The sequence below is a fragment of the Roseivivax halodurans JCM 10272 genome (assembly GCF_000521785.1).
GTDB classification, from domain to species: Bacteria; Pseudomonadota; Alphaproteobacteria; order Rhodobacterales; family Rhodobacteraceae; genus Roseivivax; species Roseivivax halodurans.
Genome location: NZ_JALZ01000044.1, coordinates 1 through 22,862, shown reverse-complemented (window position 1 = coordinate 22,862; position 22,862 = coordinate 1). Strand labels below are relative to the sequence as shown.

The window sequence follows — 22,862 nt, the reverse complement described above, 5'->3', positions numbered from 1 at the left end:
AAGTTTCAGCCGAAAGGCTTTAAGCCAACAGAGGTCGTTCGAGCAGCGCGCGGCGAAGGTCGGGACCGAGCCCATTTTTGACCGTCAGATGGCATAAGGCGGTCGCAAGCGCAGCATATGCGGCGACGCGGAAAATGACTCGCCTCTATCTATAATTCGTATATTCTGGAATTATGGAATCACTTGTCCCAAACCGTCTGGCCGTTCTTGGGCACCCGCAGCGACTGGGCATCTTCCGGTTGCTCATGCGGCGCTATCCCGACCGTGTGTCAGCGGGCGAAATCGCACTGGCCCTCGATCTCAAGCCTTCGACCCTCTCAGCCTACCTCTCCAGCCTCATGCAGATCAGCCTGATCGACCAGGAGCGTGAGGGCACGTCGCTCCGCTACGCGATCGATCTCGGCGAAGTGCAACGGACCTTCGACTACCTGCTGCTCGATTGCTGCCGGGGACGCCCGGACATCTGCGCCCCCTTGTCCTCCCTCCCCCAACCCGGAGACCGTCCGATGACCGATCGGAAATACACCGTCCTCTTCATCTGCACCGGCAATTCCGCGCGGTCGATCTTCGCGGAATCGATCCTTCGCAAGGAAGCCGGAGACCGCTTCGAGGTCTTCTCGGCCGGAACGAAGCCCTATTCCGAGCTCAACCCCTTCGCGCTCGAGGTGCTTGAGGCCAAGGGCCACGATACCTCGATCCTGCGGGCCAAGAATGTCGCAGAGTTCCAGGGCCCTGAGGCGCCGAAGCTCGATTTCGTCTTCACCGTCTGCGACCAGGCGGCGAACGAGGACTGCCCGTCCTGGCACGGCCAGCCCGTCAGCGCCCATTGGGGTATGCCCGATCCGGTGAAGATCGAGGGGACGGATGCCGAGAAGAGCCTCGCCTTCCAGCACGCCTACGGGGCGCTGAAGAACCGCATCCTGCTCTTCACCGCGCTGCCGCTCGCCTCCCTCGACCGGCTGTCGCTGCAGCGGGCGGTCGATGACATCGGACGTGGCAAGGTGGACCTGCCGGCATGACCACCTATGCGCTGAACGGCCTCGGCCGGATCGGAAAGCTTGCGCTGCGCCCGCTGCTGGAAAGCGGCGCCGAGATCGCCTGGATCAACGATGCCGCGGGCGATCCGGCGATGCACGCGCATCTGCTCGAGTTCGACACGGTCCACGGGCGGTGGGGGGCGGAGATTTCCCACGACGCCGACAGCGTGACGGTGGACGGGACGCGCTTGCCCTTCATCGGCTCGGAAGCGCTCGAGGACCTGCCGCTCGAGGATGTCGACGTGGTCATCGATTGCACCGGCGTCTTCAAGACGGAGGCCTCGCTCGCGCCCTACTTCGAGGCGGGCGTCCAAAAGCTCGTCGTTTCGGCCCCCGTAAAGGACGGCAACGCCGTCAACATCGTCTATGGCGTGAACCACGATACCTACGATCCCGCACGGCATCGGATCATCACGGCGGCCTCCTGCACGACGAACTGCCTCGCTCCCGTGGTCAAGGTGTTGCACGAGGCGATCGGCATCCGCCACGGATCGATCACCACGATCCATGATGTGACCAACACCCAGACCATTGTGGACCGGCCCGCGAAGGATCTGCGTCGGGCGCGCTCGGCGCTGAACTCGCTGATCCCGACCACCACGGGCAGTGCCACGGCGATCACTCTGATCTATCCGGAGTTGCAGGGACGACTGAACGGCCACGCCGTGCGCGTGCCTCTACTGAACGCCTCCCTGACGGATTGTGTCTTCGAGATGGAGCGGGAGACAAACGTGGAGGAGGTGAACGCGCTTTTCCGGGCCGCCGCTCAGGGACCGCTCGCCGGTATCCTTGGCTACGAGGAGCGGCCACTCGTCTCGGCGGACTACGTGAATGATCCGCGGTCAAGCATCGTCGACGCCGCTTCGACCATGGTGGTGAACGGCACCCAGGTGAAGGTCTACGCCTGGTACGACAACGAGATGGGCTATGCGCACCGGCTGGTCGACGTGGCGCGGATGGCGGGGGCGTCGCTATGACCGACAGCGCGCGCCCCGAAGGCCTTTCGGCATATATAGCCGTCACGGCATCTTATTGGGCCTTCATGCTGACCGACGGCGCACTGCGAATGCTGGTCCTTCTGCATTTCCACACGCTCGGTTTCACGCCGGTGCAGCTTGCGTATCTCTTCGTGCTTTACGAGCTCGCCGGGATGGTCACGAACCTTTCCGCCGGGTGGGTCGCGGCGCGTTTCGGGCTGACCTCCACTCTCTACGCGGGGCTCGGCCTGCAAGTGGTTGCGCTGATTGCGCTGGCGCAACTCGACCCGGAGTGGACCATCGGCCTCTCGGTCGCCTTCGTCATGGTCGTGCAGGGCGCAAGCGGAGTGGCCAAGGACCTCGCCAAGATGTCCTCCAAATCGGCAGTGAAAATCCTCGCGCCGACCGAGAACGGCGGCCTGTTCCGATGGGTGGCGATCCTCACTGGCTCGAAGAACGCGGTAAAGGGGCTGGGCTTTCTCCTTGGCGCGGCACTTCTTGCCACGGTCGGCTTCGTTTGGGCAGTCCTCTCGATGGCCGCGGCTCTTGCGGCAATCCTGGTCGCCGTCCTCCTCGCCATGCCGCCCGGATTGCCCGAGGGCCGCAAGGGCGCGAAGTTCTCGGAAGTCATTTCCAAGTCCAGCAACGTCAACTGGCTCTCGGCCGCGCGGGTGTTCCTATTCGGAGCTCGCGACGTGTGGTTCGTCGTCGGCATCCCGATCTACTTCTACGCGGTGCTGTCGGACGGGACGGAAGACGGGAATCGTGCCGCCTTCTTCATGATCGGCACCTTCATGGCCCTTTGGATCATCCTCTACGGCATGGTGCAGGCGGGGGCACCGAGGCTCTTGCACGCGGCAACGCGGCCAGAGGGCGAACTGGTTCACACCGCGCGCGGCTGGGCATGGACGCTCGCCGCAATCCCGGCGGCGCTGACCGCCGCGGTGGTCGTCTCGGGGGAGCCGCAGCTCTGGCTGACGGTGACGCTGGTCGCGGGCCTCCTGGTCTTCGGCGCTGTCTTTGCAGTGAACTCTGCCCTGCATTCCTATCTCATCCTTGCTTTCACCAAGGCCGAGCGGGTGACGATGGACGTCGGCTTTTACTACATGGCGAACGCTGGCGGTCGCCTTCTCGGCACGGTCCTGTCTGGACTGACTTACCAGACGGGCGGCCTGCCCCTGATGCTGGGGACAGCGACCGCGATGGTCGTGCTATCGGCTCTGGCCTCCGGCCGCCTCAATCCCGAGCACACACAGACCACTCCCGCATGAGCATGTCCGGTCGGGAAACGGTTCCGGGTTGCGGCGGCCGTTCCCAAAGGCACCCTGGCGTCGACACCGTCAGAAGCGGGTTGCTCAAGGCCATCGCCTCCACGAGGCATAAACGTGCGGCCTCGTCTTTGTCCTTTTGGTCTGCCCTTGATCACCTCGGCGACGGTTGTAGCCAGTTCGCCGATCTCCGTGACCTGGGGAACAGATGGAGGGCCGCCATCAATTGCTCAAACTGCGGGATGAGCCAGGAGTAAGCAGTCGCAGTGAGCGGCAGCTTCGTCCTCATCCGCGGTGCGGTCGCTCGCGACCGCCGCAGCGAAAAGCCGCTGCGGGGTAGGCCGTGCGGTTGGAGGCAATGCTTCTGACGAGAAGGGCAGAACTATGTGGTGCTGTCCGGCGCCCTTCAGACCTTTGCCGAACCGAATCCTCTAGATCGAAGCGGAGGATGCCGTTAGACTACCCTTCGTTTTAGACGAAATTTTTCGGTTAGTCGCTTCCATGCTTGCCCCCACGGGTCACAGGTTGCCCGATTTCATCATTGGCGGCGCTCCGAAATGCGGAACGACCTCCCTGCATTTCATTCTCGCACAGAGCCGCGAGGTGGGTCTGCCGGAAGACGAGGTCCATTTCTTCGACGCTGACGATCCGATCGCTCATCCCGATTTCCTGTTCGACGAGGCGGGGAAACTCAACTGGTATGATCCTCGCCCCGGCAACCCAGAGGGGCTCGATTGGTATGCAAGTCGCTTCGCCGAGCTCGCCGGCACCCGCGTTGTGGGTGAAGATTCAACCGTCTACCTCCAATCAGAGGTCGCCGCCAAACGCATCCACGAGACATTGCCCGATGTTCGGCTCATTTTCATGCTGCGTGACCCCGTAGCGCGCGCCTATTCGCAGTACTGGCATCTGGTGACGCGCGGGCGGGCGAGCTGCCGCTTCGAGACCGCGCTGACGCGCCATCCCTCAATCATCCTCGGCTCGACCTATGCCCCCCACCTGCGCCGCTATCTCGAGATGTTCGGGCCGGAGCGGGTCATGGTCGGCCTGTTCGAAGATTTTCTCGCCGACCGGCAAGGTGTCGTGGATCGCGCCGCGCGCTTCATCGACATCACCCCCTTCACGGTTGCCGAGGACAAGGCGTGGTTCAACCGCACCTACTACCCGAGCCGCCCGATCGTGCAATACGCCATCAACACGGTCAGTTCGCAGATCGTCCGGCACCAGTACCGCAACCATTTCGGCGCGCGCCACGGCGGTGCCGAGCGCTTGCGCAATAAGATCCATTACTACTGGTTTCGCTACATCCACCCGCTGGTTCTGACATCGCCGAAAAAGCCGCCGATGTGTCCCAAGACCCGCGCATATCTCGAACAGCACCTCTCCGCCCGCAACCAGGGGCTGTCCGAACTCTTGGGCCGCGACCTCTCGACTGTCTGGCCTGGCTTCTCGGCATGAGCGCTGCACCCTTTGATATCCTCGTCGTGGTTGATCCCCGCTTCTCAGGCGGAACGGCTGCCAGCGTGATCTCGGATGTCGATGCGTTCTCCGCGCTTGGCGCCCGCGTCGGTCTGATGATCGTAGCCTCGCGCTTCTTCGACGGCGCGCCGGACCGCCCGAACGAAAGACTTCTGTCGCTTGCCGACCTTCCCGGTGTCCATCTTGCCAGCGGGCCCGCGCGTGCGGATCTGGCCTTTCTGCACCATCCGCTCGCCTTCGCGGCAGGTTTACACGATCCGCACCCCGTCAGGGCCGAGACCGCCGTCCTTGTCGCACATCACCCACCTTTCCGCGGCGACGGTTCACTCGAATACAACCCCGTTCTTGCCGGGCGGCGCGTCCGAGCGGATCTGGGATGCGCAATCCGCTGGGCACCGGTCTCGGGCGTGATCCGCACCCAGTTGCGTAGCTTCTCCCCAATGCTGTGCATGACCACCGAAGACTGGATCAACAGCTTCGACGGGGACACATGGCGCGCGTCGCGGCCGGTCTTTTCCGGCGCGCGTGCCACGGTCGGCCGGCACGGGCGGCCCGATATCCTGAAATGGCCGGGCCGGACGGAGGACGCCGTGGACCCTCTCACGCCCGGCCAGGGCTGGGATACGCGGGTGATGGGCCTTCCCACTGAAATGGTGGGCATGCTTGGTCCCCGAGTGGCGGAGTGGGAGATCGTGCCCTTCAACGCCGAGCCCATCCGCGATTTCCTCGAGCGCCTCGACGCTTTTGTCTATTTTCACCACGACCGCTGGGTCGAGGCGTTCGGACGCACCGTGGCCGAGGCAATCCTGATGGAGCGCCCCTGTATCCTCGATCCGCGACTGAAGCCCACCTTCGGTCCGCTCGCCACCTATTGCCGACCCGCAGAGGCGCGCGACCGCCTTGTCCGCTTGCGCGCGGATGCCACGGCAGCGCGCATCGCAGCGGCCGACCGTCGGCAGCGCGCCCTGGCCCTCTGGAGCCAGAGCGAGATCGGCGCGCGGCTTTCCCGTCTCGGTTCGGACCCCGGCACGCGGTCTCGGCGGGGGGTGAAATCGGCATCGGTCTCCATGGCGCTACGCAAGGCCATGGGATTGTCACGGCGCCAGTTGTTGGCTGGAGGCGCGTGATGGGCCTTGTTGATGACAAGAGGGCGGAAGGCGGCGATTACGATCTCTGCGTCGTGGGTGCGGGGGCGGCCGGTCTCGCCCTGGCCTTTGCAGCTAACCTGCAAGGGCTCTCGGTCCTTGTGGTCGAGCGCGGCGGCAAAACGGGGGCGCCCGACAGTGGTAAAGCGCACTTCATCGCCGGTAATGCCCATGATCCGCTGTCGCACATCGCCCGATCTGGCATCGGTGGCACACTCGACATTTGGGGGCGGCGCTGCGTCCCCTTCGATCCGGAGGATTTCGAGCGCAACGCGGAGCCAGACTGGCCGATCTCCTATGACGAATATGCCCGATGGGTCGGCCCCGCGGCCGCGTGGCTTCGTGTGCCGGATGCCTTCGTGCCTGGCGCCCCTGCGGGCTGGACCGAGCTCAACGGAGTGCGCGCCGATACGTCTGAGGCGTTGAGCCCCGCAACCCTGACTGCAGATCTCCGCCGGCAATGCCGCGAGGACAGCAGCGCGCCACATCTTTTGATCTCGGCTGAGGCCGTGGCGCTCAATTGGCAGGGCACCAGTGTCGTCGGCGTCATGCTCCGGCACGACGGCGCGATACGACACATCCGAGCGCGCCATGTGGTGCTGACAGGGGGCGGGTTGCCCTCGGCGCAGCTGCTTTTGGCCGAAGCCGCACGCCATCCCGGCCGGCTGAGTGGCGCGGCGCAACTCGGACGCGGATATATGGGCCACCTGACTGGCAGCATCGCAACGCTGTCCTTCCACGACCCCATCCGGGCGCGTGATTTTGCGTATGCAATTGACGCCACAGGGACTCCGTGGCGAAGGCGTCTTCTGACCGGAGCACCAGAGCCGCGAGCCGCATTCTGGCTGGAGTCACCGGACGCTTCGGACCCTGACCATCGCTCCGGCGAGCTCTCGCTCAAGGCGCTACTGCACGGCACTCCCGCGGGGCAGATGGCACGTCACCTTGCCAATATTGCCTCCGACCCGGGCGGGGCGCTCGCCACCGTAGCCGCCCGGTGGCGACAGGGTGCCGGCGCGCCCAACCGCCTGGTCCCGGGCCTCGCCCGCTATCGTGTCGCTTACCATGCCGAGCATCTCCGCGAGCTTCGCAACCGCGTGCGACTGGCCCACCTGCCCGGAGCATTGGACCTTCCGCCGCTCGAAATCACATTCGGTTTCGGGCACGCTACTGTCTCGGGCGTGGTCGCCGCTCACCGAAAGCTCGCCGAGGCCTTGGCAGCCTCGGGCATGGGGGCGCTGCACCTCTCCGGAAGCGATGACCAATTGCTCCAAAAGGTGACCGCCACCGCTCGCGACGGCTACCATCAGATCGGGCTTGCACGCATGGCCACCGACCCCGAACGCGGCGTTGTGGACGCCAATTGCCGTGTGTTCGGCACCGACAACCTCTACGTCGCCTCCTCGGCAGTCTTCCCCCGTTCAAGTCAGGCCAATCCGACATTGTCGATCGTGGCTTTTGCGTTGCGCCTCGCGAAGCATTTGGCGGTTGCACGAGCGACGCCCGAAAGCCGGAGGGAGGTTGCATGAGCATCGCCCTCGCTGGCTTCGGGCGCACGGTCCACATTTCCGATGAGACCCGCGACCATATTCTGGTCACGATGTGGATCCTGATCACCCTGAAGCAGTTCCAGCACGACGAATTGCTGCTATATCCGCTGGCGCTCTACTTTTTTTGGGCATTTGTCAGAGATTTCCGGCTGCTATTCGACCTGATCGTGCGCTCGCTCATAGTCTGGGCCTATCCGGTCTGGTTCGTCCTGACCATGGCCTGGGGTGCGGAAACAGGCATGATCCTCAGAACCGGCCTGCAGCTCATTCTGACAATCATGATCTGCTATTGCGCTGTGTTGCGCCTGTCAGCACGCCAGATCATGCTATCGGTGATGATCGGCGCGGGCTGGTACGGCGTGTTGAGTGCGCTTGAAACCGACGCGACCAAGTTCGCCCGTGGCGTTTTCGCGAGCAAAAACGCCTTCGGCGGCGTCATGGTCATGCTGTTTACGGCAAGCTTGTGCATCATTGTGGACGGGGCGCGGCCACGCTGGCTGCGTCTCGGGGCCGGAATGCTGTTCCTGCTCTCCATCGCCATGATCCAGAGGTCCCACAGTGCCACAGCCGTATTGCTCGCGGGCGGGTCCTTTGCCTGCATCATCGTCCTGCTCGGTCGAAGAATGATCTCAGGCGCGGCTCTGATCGGTGTAATCTGCATATTGACCGGCCTGACCGCCAGCTTCGCGGCGTTTCATGCATATGCAATTACCGAATTCGATCCCGTCGGATCCGTGCTTGGCGCCTTCGGGAAGGACACAACCTTGACTGGGCGAACCGTGCTTTGGGAATATGCCATCTCAGAAATCGAGAGACACCCTTGGCTCGGCATAGGCTTCGGCGAATTCTGGACCCCTGAAGACCCATTCTCTCTTGCGCGCCGGATTTACGACGAGTTCTTCAAGGCCTACTACGCCACGTTTTCGTTTCACAATACATATCTAGAAATAGCGGTCCACCAAGGCCTGATTGGCGCGGGACTGGTCGCTGTCACCGCACTATGGCTGGTTGGCGTGATCCTGCCCGGCGCCATCATACACCGGGAAATCGGCGCGATCTATTTTCTGTGTATTGCAGCCATGACCCTGACCGTCAGCATGACCGAGACGGCGATCATGGTGCCGTTCAGCCTTGGATTCATGCTGTTTCTCATGGGTGGGCTTTTGGGAATGCAACGCCCCGTGCAACAGCGCACCTTTCGCTCCATGCAAGGTCAGGAGATCCTGCAATGACATCTTTGCGCGTATTGCCTCTGATTGCCTTGCTGATGGCCGTCCCCCTCGATCCGGTTGCGGCACAAGAGGAAACGCCGCAAGCTTTCTTTGAGGATTTTGATACCCTCTCCCCGAATGTCTGGCGCGTTTCCGACGGTTGGTCGAACGGCCGCTGGCAAAATTGCACATGGTCGAACCAAAACGTGACTATTGAGAATGGCATTGTGACGCTCTGGGTCACCCAAGCCTCCGATACCAGCACACATGACTATCGGTGCGGCGAAATTCAGACCCACCGACGGTTCGGCCACGGAACCTTCGAAGTACGCATGAGGACCGGACGCGGATCGGGCTTGAACGCTGCTTTTTTTACTTACATCGGGCCGGTACACAACGCACCGCACGACGAAATCGACGTCGAGATCCTGACCAAGGACACGTCTCGAGTTTCATTCAACACGTATGTTTCTGGAGAGCCACATGGCGGCGGTACAACCCTGGTTCCCGGCGGTACCGAGACGGATTTTGTCCATTATGCGTTCGAATGGTCCCCTGACCGCATCCGATGGTTCGTCAACGGCACGTCTGTTCATGAAACGAGGGGGCCCTTGCCGAGCAACTTGCAGAAGATATGGCTCAGTTATTGGAGTACCGCTACGTTGACCGCCTGGATGGGCCGGTTTGATACAGGCGCTCTGCCGGCCCGGCTGGAGGTCGACTGGGTGGGCTACACCCCCCTTGACGACCGATGTCTCTTTCCGGCCTCGATAACCTGCGCGGCACGGTGACCCGAAGATTGAAGATGAGAGACGATGTGGATCGGCGCCGTACGTTGTCCCCACCTATACACATCTCTCACTGGTTGGAAACATTACGTTCACTTCAGCGAATACGGGATCGAGGTTTGCCGCGTATTTCGCCCTTGCACCCCCAGAAAGCGCTTATTCCATAGTTACCTGAGCGCTTCCTTTCAGGTAGTATTGCCAACTGATCTCGGCCAGCCAATCCATTGCGATCACTCCGACCGCCTGAAGACAACGTCGAACTCTGTGGCAGAGGCTTCGTCGCCAATGATGTAATTTGTCGGAGATATCTGGCTGATGTGAAAGCCAGATTCATCCATGTAGTTTATCGCTTCGCCAAACGTCCACCCACCGTCGTAAAGGTGAACGATTGGCAGTTCCAATTGTACGCCAGCAAGCGTTTTCAATGTCTTTCGAGCCCCCTCAAGAGCCCGCTTCTCATAGCCCTGTATGTCGAGCTTGAGAAAGAAGTTCTCTCCCGGCAATTCGGGTAAGACGTCGTCCAGCCGAACGACCGTAACGCTCTCGGTTCCGATGACCTCGGTGGCCCGACCGAACATATCCGCCCTCCCCGAGAAGGGGGCGAGGGAACTCAACTCCGACGCCCGTGCGATGTTGATCTCGAGTGATCCCGCTTCGTCGCCCACGGCTTCTTTCCTGACCGACCAGCCGGCATCGGAAGAGGCTTGGCTTTGCAAGAGGCCGAAGACTCGGCTCGTCGGTTCGAAAGAAACGATCCGGCCGGCATATCCCGACAGCCGCAGGCTTCTGGCGAACTGACCGGTATTAGCGCCCACATCGAGGACTGTATCGATCTTCCGACTCTTCAGAAACTGCACGAGGGTTGGCTGGCGGGAAAAGTTCATACCGTAGCGCATCGCAAAAGCGCGAAGTCGAGAACTGACTTTCATCTCGAGGCCTTGGTGGAAGGGGAGCAAAATCTCATCCAGTGTCCGCCCCCGTTGAATCCGCCTTCAAAGCTCGGCGCCTGGATCATTTTCTTGGAACACCGTACCGCATGCGAAGCAGGGTGTCGCTGTCCCCCTGAATTATGGCCTTCGTGAGCCTGACGGTGTCGGAGACAAGGGCGATGGGCAGGCCGTGCAATGGCAGCCGGCCGAAGCCGAGAGCGCTCAGGAGCTTAGACAGACCGGTTCTGCCGCGCAGCCACGCTTTGTCATCCATCTCCGTCCCATAATCTCTGGCAACCAGCGCATAGGGCGAGAGTTCGGCATAGATGGACTTGTATCTTTCGCCGATGCCGCGGCGCTCGGTGGCGCCCCCGGACCACCAGGGTTTGGCACCCATGGCATGCACAAAATACGGGTCGCCGTTGCGGAAATTCCGCCAGCGCTCCGCTAAGGTATATCCGTGGTTGCCGAAGTACTGAATGATGTGTTCGCCGCGGCGGAGGACCAAAACCCCGCAATCCTTGAAGTGGTCGCTGCACAGCAGAGCGTTGAGAACCTCCTGATCCCCCAAAAGATGGATGGGGCGCTGGTCCCAAGGCTTGTCCTGCGCTGCGACATAAGCAGGGTCCCGTAGCAGGTCCCGCCAAGCCTCTAGGAGGGCTCGGTGCTGCTGCGTGACACGCAACACTCCGGAATTCAGCCCGAACGAAAACGTTCGGTGGACTTTTAGCTCCCACAACCGGGCGCGCAAGCCGTCGGGATCCGCGTGGAAGGCGTTAAGCGCTTCCTCCGAGATTACCACGGTCTTGCTGTCGATCCCGGCGAAGAGCGGCCGGACATCCCGCCGCAAGATGATGTCGCTATCAATCCACAGAAGATCGTTGTGACCGCGCTTGAGCAATTCAAGCAAAGCAAAGGGCTTCACTCCAAATTTCCGCCAATCGCCATCCAATCGCTCGGTGTGAAGAGTTATCGTCTCATGCGACGACACCCAGTGTCTTAGCGCGTCGGTGGCGTTCGGGGCGAAAAGCTGGATCGGCACGGGGCCACAATGCCTTATCAGGCTGGCCACAAGGAGCCGGATGCCGGTCTCGCAGGAGACCCTGTCTTCCGCAATACAGACCGTAAACTCAGGAGGGCTGGGGGGGGTGTCGAGCATTGATCTGTCCGGTCCGGAACGGGACGTCCGTATTTAACCCTCGCTTGTGCGCACCCTGCCTGCAAGCTCGGCTGCAGCGGCAGAGCAATCTTCGGGGTGATGTGCGGCGCTGAGGACCGCATTCCACGTCGGAAGTTCCGTGCAACCGAGCTCAACTACTTTGCACGACTCGCCTGCTCAAGCAGGTTCAAATACCGCGCCACGCCCGCAGCAGGGCTCAGGGTGTCCACCACATATTCGCGTGGGCGAAAGGTTCCCAGATCGCCGAGAAAGGCCTCGAGTTGCTGCTGGAGGGTTTCTCGCGTGAAGGTCGTCCCACAGCGTGCGTCAAAATAGGGCACCGAGGAAACGACAAGACCGGGCGGCGCGAATGCACGCTCATGCGGGTCAACAAGTTCGCCCTCGTCCCAGGCCAGTATCGGCACACCTGAAGACATTGCCTCTTGGTATGCCAGCCCTTGGGTCTCGTGTTCGCACAGGAACACCATGGCCCGGCAGTGCCGCAGCGCATCACGAAACTGCCCGATATGGTGTTCCCCATAGCGTAATACGCGATAGCTCAAGTTCCGCTGTTCAAGCGCGCTGTAGAGAGGTCTCCGCAAGTCCTCGGTGCGCTCGGCCTGCCGCCACCGGATCTTGTCGTAGACAAGGATGTCGCAGCTCTTGTGATGATCGGACATGTCGGGCCATGCCTCAATATCGATGGCAACGAACATCGGCTGCGCTGCGTCTCCAATCGTGCCACGCCACATCTGGCAGGGCCATTCTGAGGGAAATGTCACGACTTTGATGTTGCAGGCGACCATGACCTCCTCAACCTTCGAGGGAGGCGGAACGTATCCTGGTCCAAATACAGCGGGATTTGGAAGTCTGACACGTTCGAAGACCTTTGCAAAACCGCTGAGCCCTACGGGTTCGCCCGGATGGGCGCGGGCATAGGAAAAATCGTTTACCCTGACGGTAATTCCATGCGCTTCGAGACTGGATTTGAGGTTCAGGAACGCCGTGAAGAATCCTGTATTGACCTGGCGTCGACGGATCGTCCGCCACGTCGCACGGGCCAAGCGCCGCGTTTCGGATTGCAGCATGCCAAAGGGACGATCCAGAGCCTGGGTCTCGAAGCCATCGTAGAACAAGGCAACGGTGTCGGGTGTATAGGCCATCTCAGAATGACGATGTCTTGCCTGACGGGGCGCCATGTCCAAGAACAATGGCATCAAGACGGTAGGGCAGCGCCCGCGTACAGGCCGGGGAGAAAAAGTCGAGCGCCACCCTATACCTCGAGATCAGGACGGAAAACCGGCGCTTCTGCGCGGCGAAATGCTCTTGTACCGCGAGGAGGTATCCTCGGCCAACCGCAGCTATCATGGCAAGAAACACGCTCAGATCGGAAGCCAAACTCCACGGCGACAGCCCGCAGTGGAACTGCAGAAAGCCGCGCCGTCTAAAGATGGGGCTCCAGCCCGAGATTGCGTCACGCGGATAGGAATAGCTGTCCGAGACCACCAACGTCTCGCGCGAGCTTGGACCACCTCGACCACGAAATGGGCTGGGCATGCGAGCTTGCAAGGGCGGTCTCCGTATTCATGGCGCAGTCACCGACCCGCAATTGGGCGCCAGTTTGCCCCGGCATGTGACCCTAATCAAGCGCGGGATTACGCCGCTGCGGGTCGCTCGACCCTCTCCCCGCCAATCCCGGGCTGACGGCCCGGGCAGGGCCCTGATCTCTGCCCATCGCGGCAAGAGCGCAAAAACCAGCCACGATATTCCCCCGCCGCAGGGGAATATTGCTGCGATGGCGGGAGCCTTCAAACTGCACAGAAGCGCTCCTGCGGGGCTTGTGCTGGGCCAGACGCCGGTGTCGATCTACAACGCTACCTGGCAAGACAAGTTCGATCTGATCCGCTTGCGGAGGCACCTGGCGCTACACCCCTCGTTCTCCTCATCTCCGGCTTTTGGGGCCTTGAAGGCCTCAGGCGGAGATGACGTGGTTGCTGTATCCTCCGCGGATCGCGACAAGAAGTGTCGACCATTTTGCGGCGGTCCGGGTCTCGTGGCCGAGGGCGCGGTTCTGATCGAAGGGGAGGCGTGAAACCGTCCGGATCGCGGCCGCCCAAGCCTCGAGCGTCGGGGACGGCACAGGCAGGACGCCCTCGAAGGCCTGGTCCGCAAGTCCGTCGACATGGGCGGCGATGACCGTGCGGCCGGCAGCGCGGGCCTCGAGCGCCACGAGACCGAAGGGCTCCCATCGCGAGGGCATCGCAACTGCATCGACACCGGAAAGCGCAGCGACCGGGTTTGCGGCAAAGGGGCGGATTTCGATCCGGGGATCCCCCTGGGCGAGCGCCTCGAGCGCCCCGCGTTCGGGACCATCCCCGATCAGGCGCAGCCGGAGCGTGGGATCCTCAACCCGGCGGAAGGCGCGGATCAGAAGGTCGAAGCCCTTCTGCATGTGGAACCGGCCGAGGGCTCCGAAGACCCGCGCCGACCCCTCGATGGGGGGCACGGCCCGGAAGGGGGCGAGATCGACGCAGGGCGGGATTACCGTCAAATCATCCTTCGACACCACTCCCAGGTGAAGGAACCACGCGGCCTGCGAGGGGCTCACCGCGACGACGCGGTCGAAGAGCGAATAAGCCGAGGCAAGAAGCGTGGTGAAGCGCCGCTTGGCGGAGATGTTTGCGGCAGCAAACCCTTCGCAATAATGGTGCTCGACATGGATCATCGGGGTGCCGGCATGACGGGCCCGCAGCGCCATCAGTCCCGGCAGCCCGCGCCAGCTGATCGACAGGTGCGAGACGATCACGTCCGCCTCGATGCTGACGCCGCCAGCTCGGTTCTTCGGGACCGGCAGGACCTCGTGGCGGCCGAAGCCCATCTCGGGACTTCCAGAGAGGAAATCGAGGTAGCGGACGACACCGCCAGTATTGGTCTCATCGGCGAGGTGCGCGATGCGGATCATGGAGAAACGCCTCCGGTCATCGTTACTTATGCAATCCGGCGGGCCACTAGGCGCCGGGCAAAACAAACAGGTGCGGTCCCGAAAGCGGCAAGCGCAGAAGCTGCCGCAACGGCAATAAGAGGAGTTGTCGACGCTTCACCCAAGGCTCGCAATAATGACGCTACGGAATTCCTCGACCTCTCGGGGTCGACCGCATTGCGCCTTCGGCGCGCGAGGTGCGGGCGGCGGGGCTATGCCGCGCCACGCATGTCAGCGCGACCGGCGTCACCTTGTCCGCCATTCGCTCCTGCCTCTGCATTGCCTCGCGAGATCGAACGACAATCGCATCCAACCCTCCTCAAAGCAGTGCGACTGTGTTCCGGGCTCTTGCTCTCAAGATCGGGGCTACAGAACTGGCTATGCGGTGCATCGCCGACATCGAGGCGATCAAGGTCCGCGTTTGCAGCTGTGAACACCTCACATTTTGCTGACTTCCCTATGAAATCGGCCTGGCGCTCTTGAGCGCCGGGCAAAAGGAGTGTTACGGATGCACCATATAGGCGAAATTACTCGCTTAAAAATTCACCGAGACGGCACGTCACTCACGGACCCACTCGGTCATCGGTCACAAGAGGTGATTGGCGCAGCCCCGCGCACCGTCACTCCAGTGGGCACAGGGACCTTCTGTACCCACTTTCCAGTGGCGTGCGCCGGAGCAGAGACGATGCGCTATCGCCTGGCTTCAGTTGGCGGTCGCTCGCCCCCGGACCGCGTGGCGGGCGTTTGACGTCTCACCCGCTTCACCAACCAATGCAACGGACCCGTTTTCAGGCCGCCCCTGAAACGAGGGCCACATGGCAATTGGTGCCATGTCTTGGTGGATCGCATATCCGCGATACCGATCCGATAATAACCTGTGTAAAGCAACAGACCGCCGAAGGGCGATACACCGAGACCAGCGACTACATCCGTGATCTGGTCCACCGGGATCAAGCCTGCTCAGACGTCATCGCCCGGTTGCAGGGCCACGTCGCTGAAGGGCGGAGAAGCGGAGACGGCAGCGGATCCAAACCCAAGATCAAAGCCAAACTACGTCGCAAAGCCGGATTGCCGAAGAGTGAGATGGCGACCAGGCCGCGCGGCTGAAGAAGACCTGACCAAGATCTGGATCGCCTGGACCGAGCATCACGGGGTCGGCCGGATCGATAGCAAGACTACCTGGAAAGCACATTTGCGCCTCCCGTTCCGTTTCCCGAACCGGCCCGAAACCGCAGTGAGGTGACGTCCCCGCTCAGAGGGCATCGGTTCGGATCACATATGATCCTATTTCGGTCACCCGAACCGCGCCCGAGCTTTGTGGTCGGGGTTCGGTATGCGCACGCGGATTGAGCCCGATCCGCTGTAGACACCCCTTACCCGGATCGCAGCCCACGGCACCCATTCACCACCGCTCTCCACGTTAAGAGCTTGTAATGGAACGACGGCGGAAAGCTGCCGTTTTTTCGGTGAATGCAAATCGAAAGGACAAGACATGATCCGCACGACCGCATCCGCAATCGCCATGACGCTCGCAGCAACGACCGCAATGGCTCAGAGCGACAGCTCCAACGAGACCGTCGGCACCGAAATGGAAACGGACCAGTCGGGCGCTGACATGCAGAACATGGACAGTGCGAACCTCATCCGTACGCGCGATATCACCGGCGGCAATGTCTACACCGTCGATGCGGATGGTGAAGCGCCCGCGATGACATGGGACGAGGGGACGACATTCGACAGCGTCAACGAGGAGTGGGACCTCATTGGCGAGATCGAGGACATCGTGTTGACGAGGGACGGTCAGGTCACCGGGATTGTGGCAGAGGTCGGCGGCTTCCTCCATATGGGCGACAAGCATGTCATGATCAATGTCGACGAGATGAAGCTCGTCCCGGTGGACGATCAAACCTACGGCTACGTGACGAAGTTCACCGAAGAGCAACTTGAAGACCGCGAAGGCGTCGACGAAGGCTTCTGGAACTGAAACCTTGCGCCGAAGCCGAGATCGATGGGCTGGGAAACACCCTGGCCCATTTTCGTCGAGCTGCCCAGAGACGTAACGACCCGGGCAGGATCTGGTCATACGCAGCGGTCACCAAACCCGATCGCGGGACAAATTTCGCCTCGAACCCTGACTGAAATTTCCCTTTCACGCTTGCAGACCTCCTGTTTACTGCCGTTGAAAACGGCGCGCCGGCTCCGCTACAGCAGCGCCTACCGGCCGCAAAATGACTCTCAGTTGCGATTTCATAAACTTGACTTGTTCGCGCCATTTCGCAGACATTAACTATTTTTTGATTATGTTATTCAGTTCGCCGAACGCGTTTTGACGTCTGATTAACAGGGAAAAATCTTCAAAGAAATAAAGCGCAACACACACCGATTTGCGCCATTTCTCGCCGATCCGTATCGGGATCAGTGAGACAGAGAGGGCACGTGCCAATTATTCCGCTGAAGATCTGCGAGACTGCTCTCACTCCGAGCGCTTGCGATGAGGCCGAGCGTCTTTCTCTTTTCTCAGTTGAGGATGTGTCGAAGGGGCAGTCACTTGCCTACGCTGAACGCCCGAAGGACCCGATCGAATGATTACGATTGGGCACGCGTTGTTGTCCCCGCCCACCTCGGTCGGCCGGGCACTGGTTTCAATCGTCTTGACGGCTGGATTTTACGTGCTCGCGCACGCTGTAACCGCCGGCGTTGTCACACCGCTGCAATCTTATATTTTTCCCGAGGCGACGGTTTTTGCGAGTCTGCTGTACCTACCGCACGGGGTACGTGTGGTTTCAGCTTGGTTGTTCCGTTGGACGGCGCTGCCCGGCCTGATCCTCGGAGCGGCTCTGTCCGAATGGCTCTTTACTGACCCCGCCACGTTGCAGAATTTGATCCCCGTCATCATTCTGTCGATCCTGATTGGCGCTATCTCCGCGCCGCTTGTCTTTGAAAGCTTGCGCCAACTTGGGGCTCCCGCCTATGCAAAACCAGGCAGCCCGATTGATTGGCGGGCGCTCTACACTGTCGGGATCGTATCGTCCTTGCTGAATTCGGTGGGTCAGATGTTTGTCTTTGACAGTATGGTCTCGCCCGCCGGTGCGATGCTCATTCTTTCGATATACACGATTGGTGACATCTTTGGCTTTCTGGCAGTCAAAAATATCCTGCTGTGGATCCATAAACTTGTTTCCCGGTAAAGGGCACATGCTGCTGCGCGCATTCTCCATAGCTCCACCGGGGTGCTCGCACCAAGCTGCCCGCCAGCTTCGGCTTCGGGTGGATGAGAATTGTGAGTCACAGCAGGCCGATCGCGGCGATGGAGCGGCGCGGGATCGAGACCGAGGGTGGCACATCGGTCCGAGCTGCGGTGAAGCGGAACGTGGAAAGCCGAAGTTCGACAAAATCGGCCTGGATTGGATCCGATTTACGCCCCCGTTTCGAGTCCATTCAATAGGTTAGGAGTGCGAGGGTCGGGGTGCCGTGTAGTCACACGAAAATGCTGATATTTCCGTTGGTATATTGATGGAACACGTATAATTTGTAGGTATGTTCGTACGCATCAACGAGAGCGGTGGTCGACGCTACCTTCAGGTCGTTGAGTCCTACCGCAACGAGGCAGGCAAGCCGCGGCACCGGGTTGTTGCCAATCTTGGGCGTATCGACGGCACGGAAGACGGCCATCTCGACGCCTTGATCCGCGGACTCTGTCGGGCCGCCGGGCGCGACGAGCCCGCAAAACTTGAGATCGCCCACGCGCCGGCCCGCGCCTATGGAGACGTCTTTGCCCTGAACGAGCTCTGGAAGGACCTCGGCTTCGACCGCGCGCTCGGCCGAGCTCTGCGCTCCGGCAAGCGCAAGCTGGACGTCGAGGCGCTGGTGCGGGCGATGGTGTTCAATCGGCTTTGCGAGCCCGACAGCAAGGTTGGGTGCTTGCGCTGGTTGGAGACCGTGGCGATGCCAGCCATGCCCGACACCGTCACCCATCAGCATTTCCTGCGCGCCATGGATGCGCTGATGGATCACGCCGACCGGGTCGAGACCGAGCTGGCCAAGCAGATCAGGCCATTGGTCGACCACGATCTCGCGGTCGTCTTCTATGATCTGACAACCGTGCGCATCCATGGGGAGGGGCAGGTCGACGAAGACCTGCGGGCCTTCGGCATGAACAAGCAGACCGGCAGCATTGCTCGGCAGTTCGTCCTCGGTGTCGTGCAGACCGCCGAGGGCCTGCCACTGATGCACACGGTCCACCCCGGCAACGTGGCCGAGACAAAGACGCTGCAGGCCATGCTGGCAACCGTCCTGGAGCGCTTTCCGATCCAGCGGGTCATCCTGGTCGCCGATCGCGGACTTCTGAGCCTCGACAACATCGGGGAGCTGACTGCGCTGGCCGACCGGGACGGCCGCAGGCTCGAGTTCATCCTCGCCGTCCCCGCGCGCCGCTACGCCGAATTGGTCGCGACCTTCCGCGGCCTCCACTTCGGGCAGGACGGCCTCACCGAAAGCAGCTTCGCCGGCCACCGTCTGATCATCTCCCACGACCCGATACGGGCCGCAGAGCGATCGGCACGCCGCCGGGCCCGGATCGCGGAGCTCGAGGCGATGGCCGAGACAATGGTCGGAAAGCTCGACGCCCAGGATGGCGGAAAGACCGCGCGCGGACGGCGGGCTTCGGACCGTGGGGCCTACAGCCGCTTCACGCGGGCCGTGGCGGAAGCCGAGATGACGCGCTTCATCAAGGCTGATCTCAACGCGGATCGTTTCAGCTGGAGCGTCGCGGACACCGCCGTGACCGAGGCCGAGCTCTTCGATGGCAAGCTGACCCTCCTCACCAATGCTCCCGATCTCACGCCAGCCGATGCCGTCGCACGCTACAAGGCGCTGGCTGACATCGAACGCGGCTTCCGCGTCCTCAAGTCCGATATCGAGATCGCACCGGTCCACCACCGTCTGCCTGACCGCATTCGCGCCCACGCTCTCATATGCTTCCTTGCCCTTGTTCTCTATCGCGTCATGCGCATGAGGCTGAAGGCAAACGGTCACAACGCCAGCCCGCGGACCGCGCTCGATCTGCTCGCCCGCCTTCAACGCCACCAGGCTAAAATTGGCGAGCGTTCGGTCGACGGGCTCTCCACCGCAACCCCTGAACAGTTGGAGCTCTTCGACACCCTGAGCCTACCCAAGCCCGCATGATCGTCAGCCTGTAGTCACAAAATGGCGCACCCCGCCATAATGAAATCAACTATTTATCGATTCTGCTGTCGAACTTGGGGGAAAGGCGCGCGCGTAACCTGCGTCAGCTCGAGCTCCGTCAGACGCTGAAGTAGCGCGCGAGGACGTTCCTGTCCGGTGTCCGCGCAACGCTTGACAGGCTCGGGTGCCACGCCGAACTAGCCATTGAGCAGCACTTTCCTCTACGTAAGCGCGGCGAGGTGGCGCGCTCCGCCCGGAGGTGGCGGAGCGAAACCCGAAAGAGTCAGCCACAGACCCTGTTCTTGGGACAGCGGCTGAAGGTGATCAGTAGACGTCGAAATCCGAGACGGTCAGGGCCGTGCTGACGTCCTCAAGCGTCGCCACCAACTCCCGACCGGCCGTATCCGACCAATCCTCGTCATAGTAGATGTAGCTATCCTCGCCATCATTGACCGCAAGGTAGGCTTCGACATCTGCGCCGCTGGCCGCCATGGCATCATCCAGTCCGCCGGTGCTGAAGATAACCTGCTGGTCGTTACCGGTATCGATATCAGCAACAGTCGAGATCGTATCGAAGTCCGCGGCAGCAAGGTCGCTGTCACCCCGAGTGTCGTTTTCGGACGAGTTGGCGAATGCGATTGCGCCGTCATCGAGGAAGGAAATGACGTCGTCACCTTGGGTGAAGTCCAAGATGATGTCGGAGCCAGTGCCAGCGTCGAAGTGGAACTCGTCAGCGCCTGCTCCACCGGAAATGGTGTCATCGCCGGCACCTCCGCCGATGATGTCGAGCCCAGTGCCACCCAAAATCATATCGGCGCCGTTCCCGCCGACCAGCAGGTCGTTGCCGGACAGGCCGTTGATTTGGTCGTCGCCGTCCTCGCCAAGGACGGTGTCGTCACCAGACCCGCCCGCAAGCGTGTCGTTTCCGGTACCGCCTGCGATGTCGTCGTTGCCATCGACCCCGTATATCTTGTCGTCGCCATCGCCGCCTCTCATCAGGTCATCGCCGCTTCCGCCGAAAGCTGTGTCGTTGCCCGAGCCACCGAAGACGACGTCGTCGCCGTCGTTGCCTTGCAGCTTATCGTCGCCGTCGACACCGAAGAGCTTGTCGTCGCCGATCCGGCCCTCCATCGCGTCGTCGCCCGAGCCGCCGAACATGGTGTCGTTGCCGCCACCGCCGAGCATCACATCGTCGCCGCCATTGCCCTGCATTATGTCGTCGCCGCCGACGCCATACATCACGTCGTCGTTCTGACGGCCCCGAAGGTCGTCGTCGCCGTCGCCACCATAGATCGTGTCTTCGCCGAGACCGCCGAATATGGTGTCGTCACCTGCGTTGCCGTAAAGCAGATCGTCTCCGCCGACGCCGAAGAGCATGTCGTTGTCGCTGCCTCCGGCGATTTCATCATCGCCCGAACCGGCAAACACGGTGTCGTCGCCGACACCCGTGTCGATCACGTCGCGTCCGCCGCCGAGCACGAACTTGGCACTTGCGGTAGCCCGCTGCTCGCCCAGGATGGCCAGCGCCTCGTCCAGCGTAGCGCTCTCGATCTCACCCGCGGCCGCGGGCAGGATGCCGGTATAGCCGTTGGTGCCGCCGTCGACTTCGCCGTCGGTTCCCTCACCAAGGCCGTCGGGCACCTGAACGCCGTGCAGGACGATCTCACGCAACGCGAGCGGCATGATGTCGTCGGCGGTGTAGTCGGTTCCGGTCACCGGGCTAAAGAAATTCGCGGCATCATCGAGGTCGTAGGATTGCAGGAACGACACGGTACCGTTGCGGTCGGCCATCGGCATGTCACCGCCCTCGGGCGAGACGAGCGGCAACAGCACGTCGCCGTATTTGCCCACGCCCTCGAGCACCTCGACCATGCCGTCGAGATCGGCATCGTCGGCGAGTGTGGGGGACACCGAGTCGATGGGATTGCCGCTCGCATCGAACCGTCCATGCACGTGTTGCGCATGCACCTGATCGGGTGTGAGGCCGGTGCCGCTGATGGCGACGTTGAGGTAGCTCGAGCCATCCTCGTCGGTGCTGGTGGCGACGATTGCCGTACCGGATACTCCAGAGCTGTTCAGAGCGCCGAGGTCGACGGTCCAAATGGCATCAGCACCGTTCAGGAAGGTCTCGTAGGACTCGTAGGATGAAGCCAGATGGGCCATAAACGTCTCCTCTCAATTTGCATTTGTATGCATCTTGAGGCACGGGAAGTTGGCCTTGACGGTTTCAGCTCGGATCGAGCGCTATGCGACAGTCCGCAGTTGCATGGCAGTGGCGCGATGCGCTGTTCGCCCTGAGAGCTGCGCTTGCGAAGCTACCGGGAAATACACGGGAGCCGTTCCGAGACTGGTGACGAAGGTCCAGGAGCGCGTCCTACTGCGGTCCCGAAAAGCCGGGAGGAACAATTCCTGCCGCGATAAGCGGCTCCATTCGGCAAAGGCGCCTCGTGCTACTGCAGCTATTTCGGGTCGTTTGCGGGAGAGTGTGAAATCTTACGCTAAGCCGACAGCGGTCGTTCGAGAAGCGCGCGGCGAAAGCTTGGATCGAGCCCCAACTTGACCTATGCTGCACTTTGTCCAAATAGGTGCGAAGCGCGCATAGCTGTCGACGCGATGGCTCCGCACCGGTATTCATTGAACATGAAAGAAGAAACGGACCCGGCGCTCCTGAGACGCCTTTTGCGCGCCAAGGATCATATCGACGCGGCATCGGCCGAGCACTGGCCAGTCCGGCGGCTTGCCGCAGTTGCGGGTATGTCACTGGCGCACTTCTCGCGATCCTTCAAAGTAGCCTTCGGCGTTCCGCCACACCGCTATCTGCTGACCCGCCGTATCGAACGCGCAAAGTCCTTACTGCGTGACACCGACATGCCGATCATCGAAATCGCGTTCGAGACCGGCTGGAACAGCCTCGGCACCTTCGGACGGATCTTCCATGACGTCACGGAACAAAGTCCGACCGACCTTCGCAGCAGCGAACAGGCAAAGCCTCATGCGCTCGAAGAGGTTCCGCATTGTTTCGTTCGCGCCGCCAACCGCCCGAAGCTCACAATAGCAGTTTCGGAGAAGCGCCGCGGGAAGTCCGCCGCTACTCAGGGGCATGAAACGGAGGTGCTCAAATGAGTGAAGGTCTAGCAGGCTGCTGAAAAAGGCCG

At 61.6% G+C, this 22,862-nt stretch carries 17 protein-coding genes; 12 read left to right on the top strand and 5 right to left on the bottom strand.

Translation table 11 applies throughout. The features are described 5' to 3' along the window. Positions 1-173 precede the first annotated feature (173 nt). From OCH239_RS19135 to OCH239_RS19100, 8 genes are all read left to right on the top strand, one after another. Complete coding sequence (locus OCH239_RS19135) at positions 174-1,019, top strand: arsenate reductase/protein-tyrosine-phosphatase family protein (protein WP_037266404.1); 846 nt, start codon at positions 174-176, stop codon at positions 1,017-1,019. Beyond that, positions 1,016-2,014 carry an ArsJ-associated glyceraldehyde-3-phosphate dehydrogenase gene (locus OCH239_RS19130; protein WP_037266399.1) on the top strand — a complete coding sequence of 333 codons (999 nt, stop codon included), beginning with the start codon at positions 1,016-1,018 and terminating at the stop codon, positions 2,012-2,014. The genes OCH239_RS19135 and OCH239_RS19130 overlap by 4 nt, the downstream gene beginning before the upstream one ends. Then, positions 2,011-3,285, top strand: a complete 1,275-nt coding sequence (arsJ, locus tag OCH239_RS19125) for an organoarsenical effux MFS transporter ArsJ (RefSeq protein ID WP_037266393.1) — start codon at positions 2,011-2,013, stop codon at positions 3,283-3,285. Before OCH239_RS19130 ends, arsJ begins: the two co-directional genes overlap by 4 nt. Positions 3,286-3,807: 522 nt before the next feature. After that, positions 3,808-4,740 (top strand): sulfotransferase family protein, encoded by a 933-nt coding sequence (locus OCH239_RS19120; protein ID WP_211242027.1) that lies wholly within the window; start codon positions 3,808-3,810, stop codon positions 4,738-4,740. After that, on the top strand, positions 4,737-5,888 hold the full coding sequence (locus OCH239_RS19115; protein WP_037266389.1) for a hypothetical protein: 1,152 nt from the start codon (positions 4,737-4,739) through the stop codon (positions 5,886-5,888). The genes OCH239_RS19120 and OCH239_RS19115 overlap by 4 nt, the downstream gene beginning before the upstream one ends. Next, positions 5,888-7,435 (top strand): FAD-dependent oxidoreductase, encoded by a 1,548-nt coding sequence (locus tag OCH239_RS19110; protein WP_037266387.1) that lies wholly within the window; start codon positions 5,888-5,890, stop codon positions 7,433-7,435. Before OCH239_RS19115 ends, OCH239_RS19110 begins: the two co-directional genes overlap by 1 nt. Next, entirely contained in the window at positions 7,432-8,688 is a 1,257-nt protein-coding gene (locus OCH239_RS19105; protein WP_037266384.1) for an O-antigen ligase family protein, read from the top strand. Before OCH239_RS19110 ends, OCH239_RS19105 begins: the two co-directional genes overlap by 4 nt. Continuing rightward, on the top strand, positions 8,685-9,458 hold the full coding sequence (locus OCH239_RS19100) for a family 16 glycosylhydrolase (protein WP_037266381.1): 774 nt from the start codon (positions 8,685-8,687) through the stop codon (positions 9,456-9,458). The genes OCH239_RS19105 and OCH239_RS19100 overlap by 4 nt, the downstream gene beginning before the upstream one ends. Before the next feature lie 227 nt (positions 9,459-9,685). Here OCH239_RS19100 and OCH239_RS19095 read toward each other — a convergent pair whose 3' ends face one another. From OCH239_RS19095 to OCH239_RS19080, 4 genes are all read right to left on the bottom strand, one after another. After that, positions 9,686-10,384, bottom strand: a complete 699-nt coding sequence (locus OCH239_RS19095) for an FkbM family methyltransferase (protein ID WP_157577961.1) — start codon at positions 10,382-10,384, stop codon at positions 9,686-9,688. Positions 10,385-10,466: 82 nt separating this feature from the next. Next, the gene (locus OCH239_RS19090) at positions 10,467-11,543 is read right to left on the bottom strand and encodes a hypothetical protein (RefSeq protein ID WP_037266371.1); all 1,077 of its coding nucleotides are present in this window, start codon (positions 11,541-11,543) and stop codon (positions 10,467-10,469) included. A 155-nt stretch (positions 11,544-11,698) separates the two neighbouring features. Then, positions 11,699-12,706 (bottom strand): glycosyltransferase, encoded by a 1,008-nt coding sequence (locus OCH239_RS22920; protein ID WP_157577960.1) that lies wholly within the window; start codon positions 12,704-12,706, stop codon positions 11,699-11,701. Positions 12,707-13,515: 809 nt separating this feature from the next. Further along, positions 13,516-14,505, bottom strand: a complete 990-nt coding sequence (locus OCH239_RS19080; RefSeq protein ID WP_037266369.1) for a glycosyltransferase family 4 protein — start codon at positions 14,503-14,505, stop codon at positions 13,516-13,518. 1,510 nt (positions 14,506-16,015) lie between these two features. Here OCH239_RS19080 and OCH239_RS19075 point away from each other — a divergent pair. From OCH239_RS19075 to OCH239_RS19065, 3 genes are all read left to right on the top strand, one after another. Continuing rightward, on the top strand, positions 16,016-16,507 hold the full coding sequence (locus OCH239_RS19075; protein ID WP_037266367.1) for a PRC-barrel domain-containing protein: 492 nt from the start codon (positions 16,016-16,018) through the stop codon (positions 16,505-16,507). A 598-nt stretch (positions 16,508-17,105) separates the two neighbouring features. Continuing rightward, the gene (locus tag OCH239_RS19070; protein WP_084782662.1) at positions 17,106-17,711 is read left to right on the top strand and encodes a hypothetical protein; all 606 of its coding nucleotides are present in this window, start codon (positions 17,106-17,108) and stop codon (positions 17,709-17,711) included. A gap of 349 nt (positions 17,712-18,060) precedes the next feature. Further along, the gene (locus OCH239_RS19065) at positions 18,061-19,707 is read left to right on the top strand and encodes an IS1634 family transposase (RefSeq protein ID WP_037266365.1); all 1,647 of its coding nucleotides are present in this window, start codon (positions 18,061-18,063) and stop codon (positions 19,705-19,707) included. 324 nt (positions 19,708-20,031) lie between these two features. On the opposite strand, the gene OCH239_RS21870 is transcribed toward OCH239_RS19065, so the two are convergent. Further along, positions 20,032-21,870 (bottom strand): calcium-binding protein, encoded by a 1,839-nt coding sequence (locus OCH239_RS21870; protein WP_051489621.1) that lies wholly within the window; start codon positions 21,868-21,870, stop codon positions 20,032-20,034. Between the two features lie 477 nt (positions 21,871-22,347). On the opposite strand from OCH239_RS21870, the gene OCH239_RS19055 reads away from it, so the two are divergent. Further along, positions 22,348-22,830: a helix-turn-helix domain-containing protein gene (locus tag OCH239_RS19055; protein ID WP_037266363.1), complete on the top strand. Its 483-nt coding sequence runs from the start codon at positions 22,348-22,350 to the stop codon at positions 22,828-22,830. Positions 22,831-22,862 lie beyond the last annotated feature (32 nt).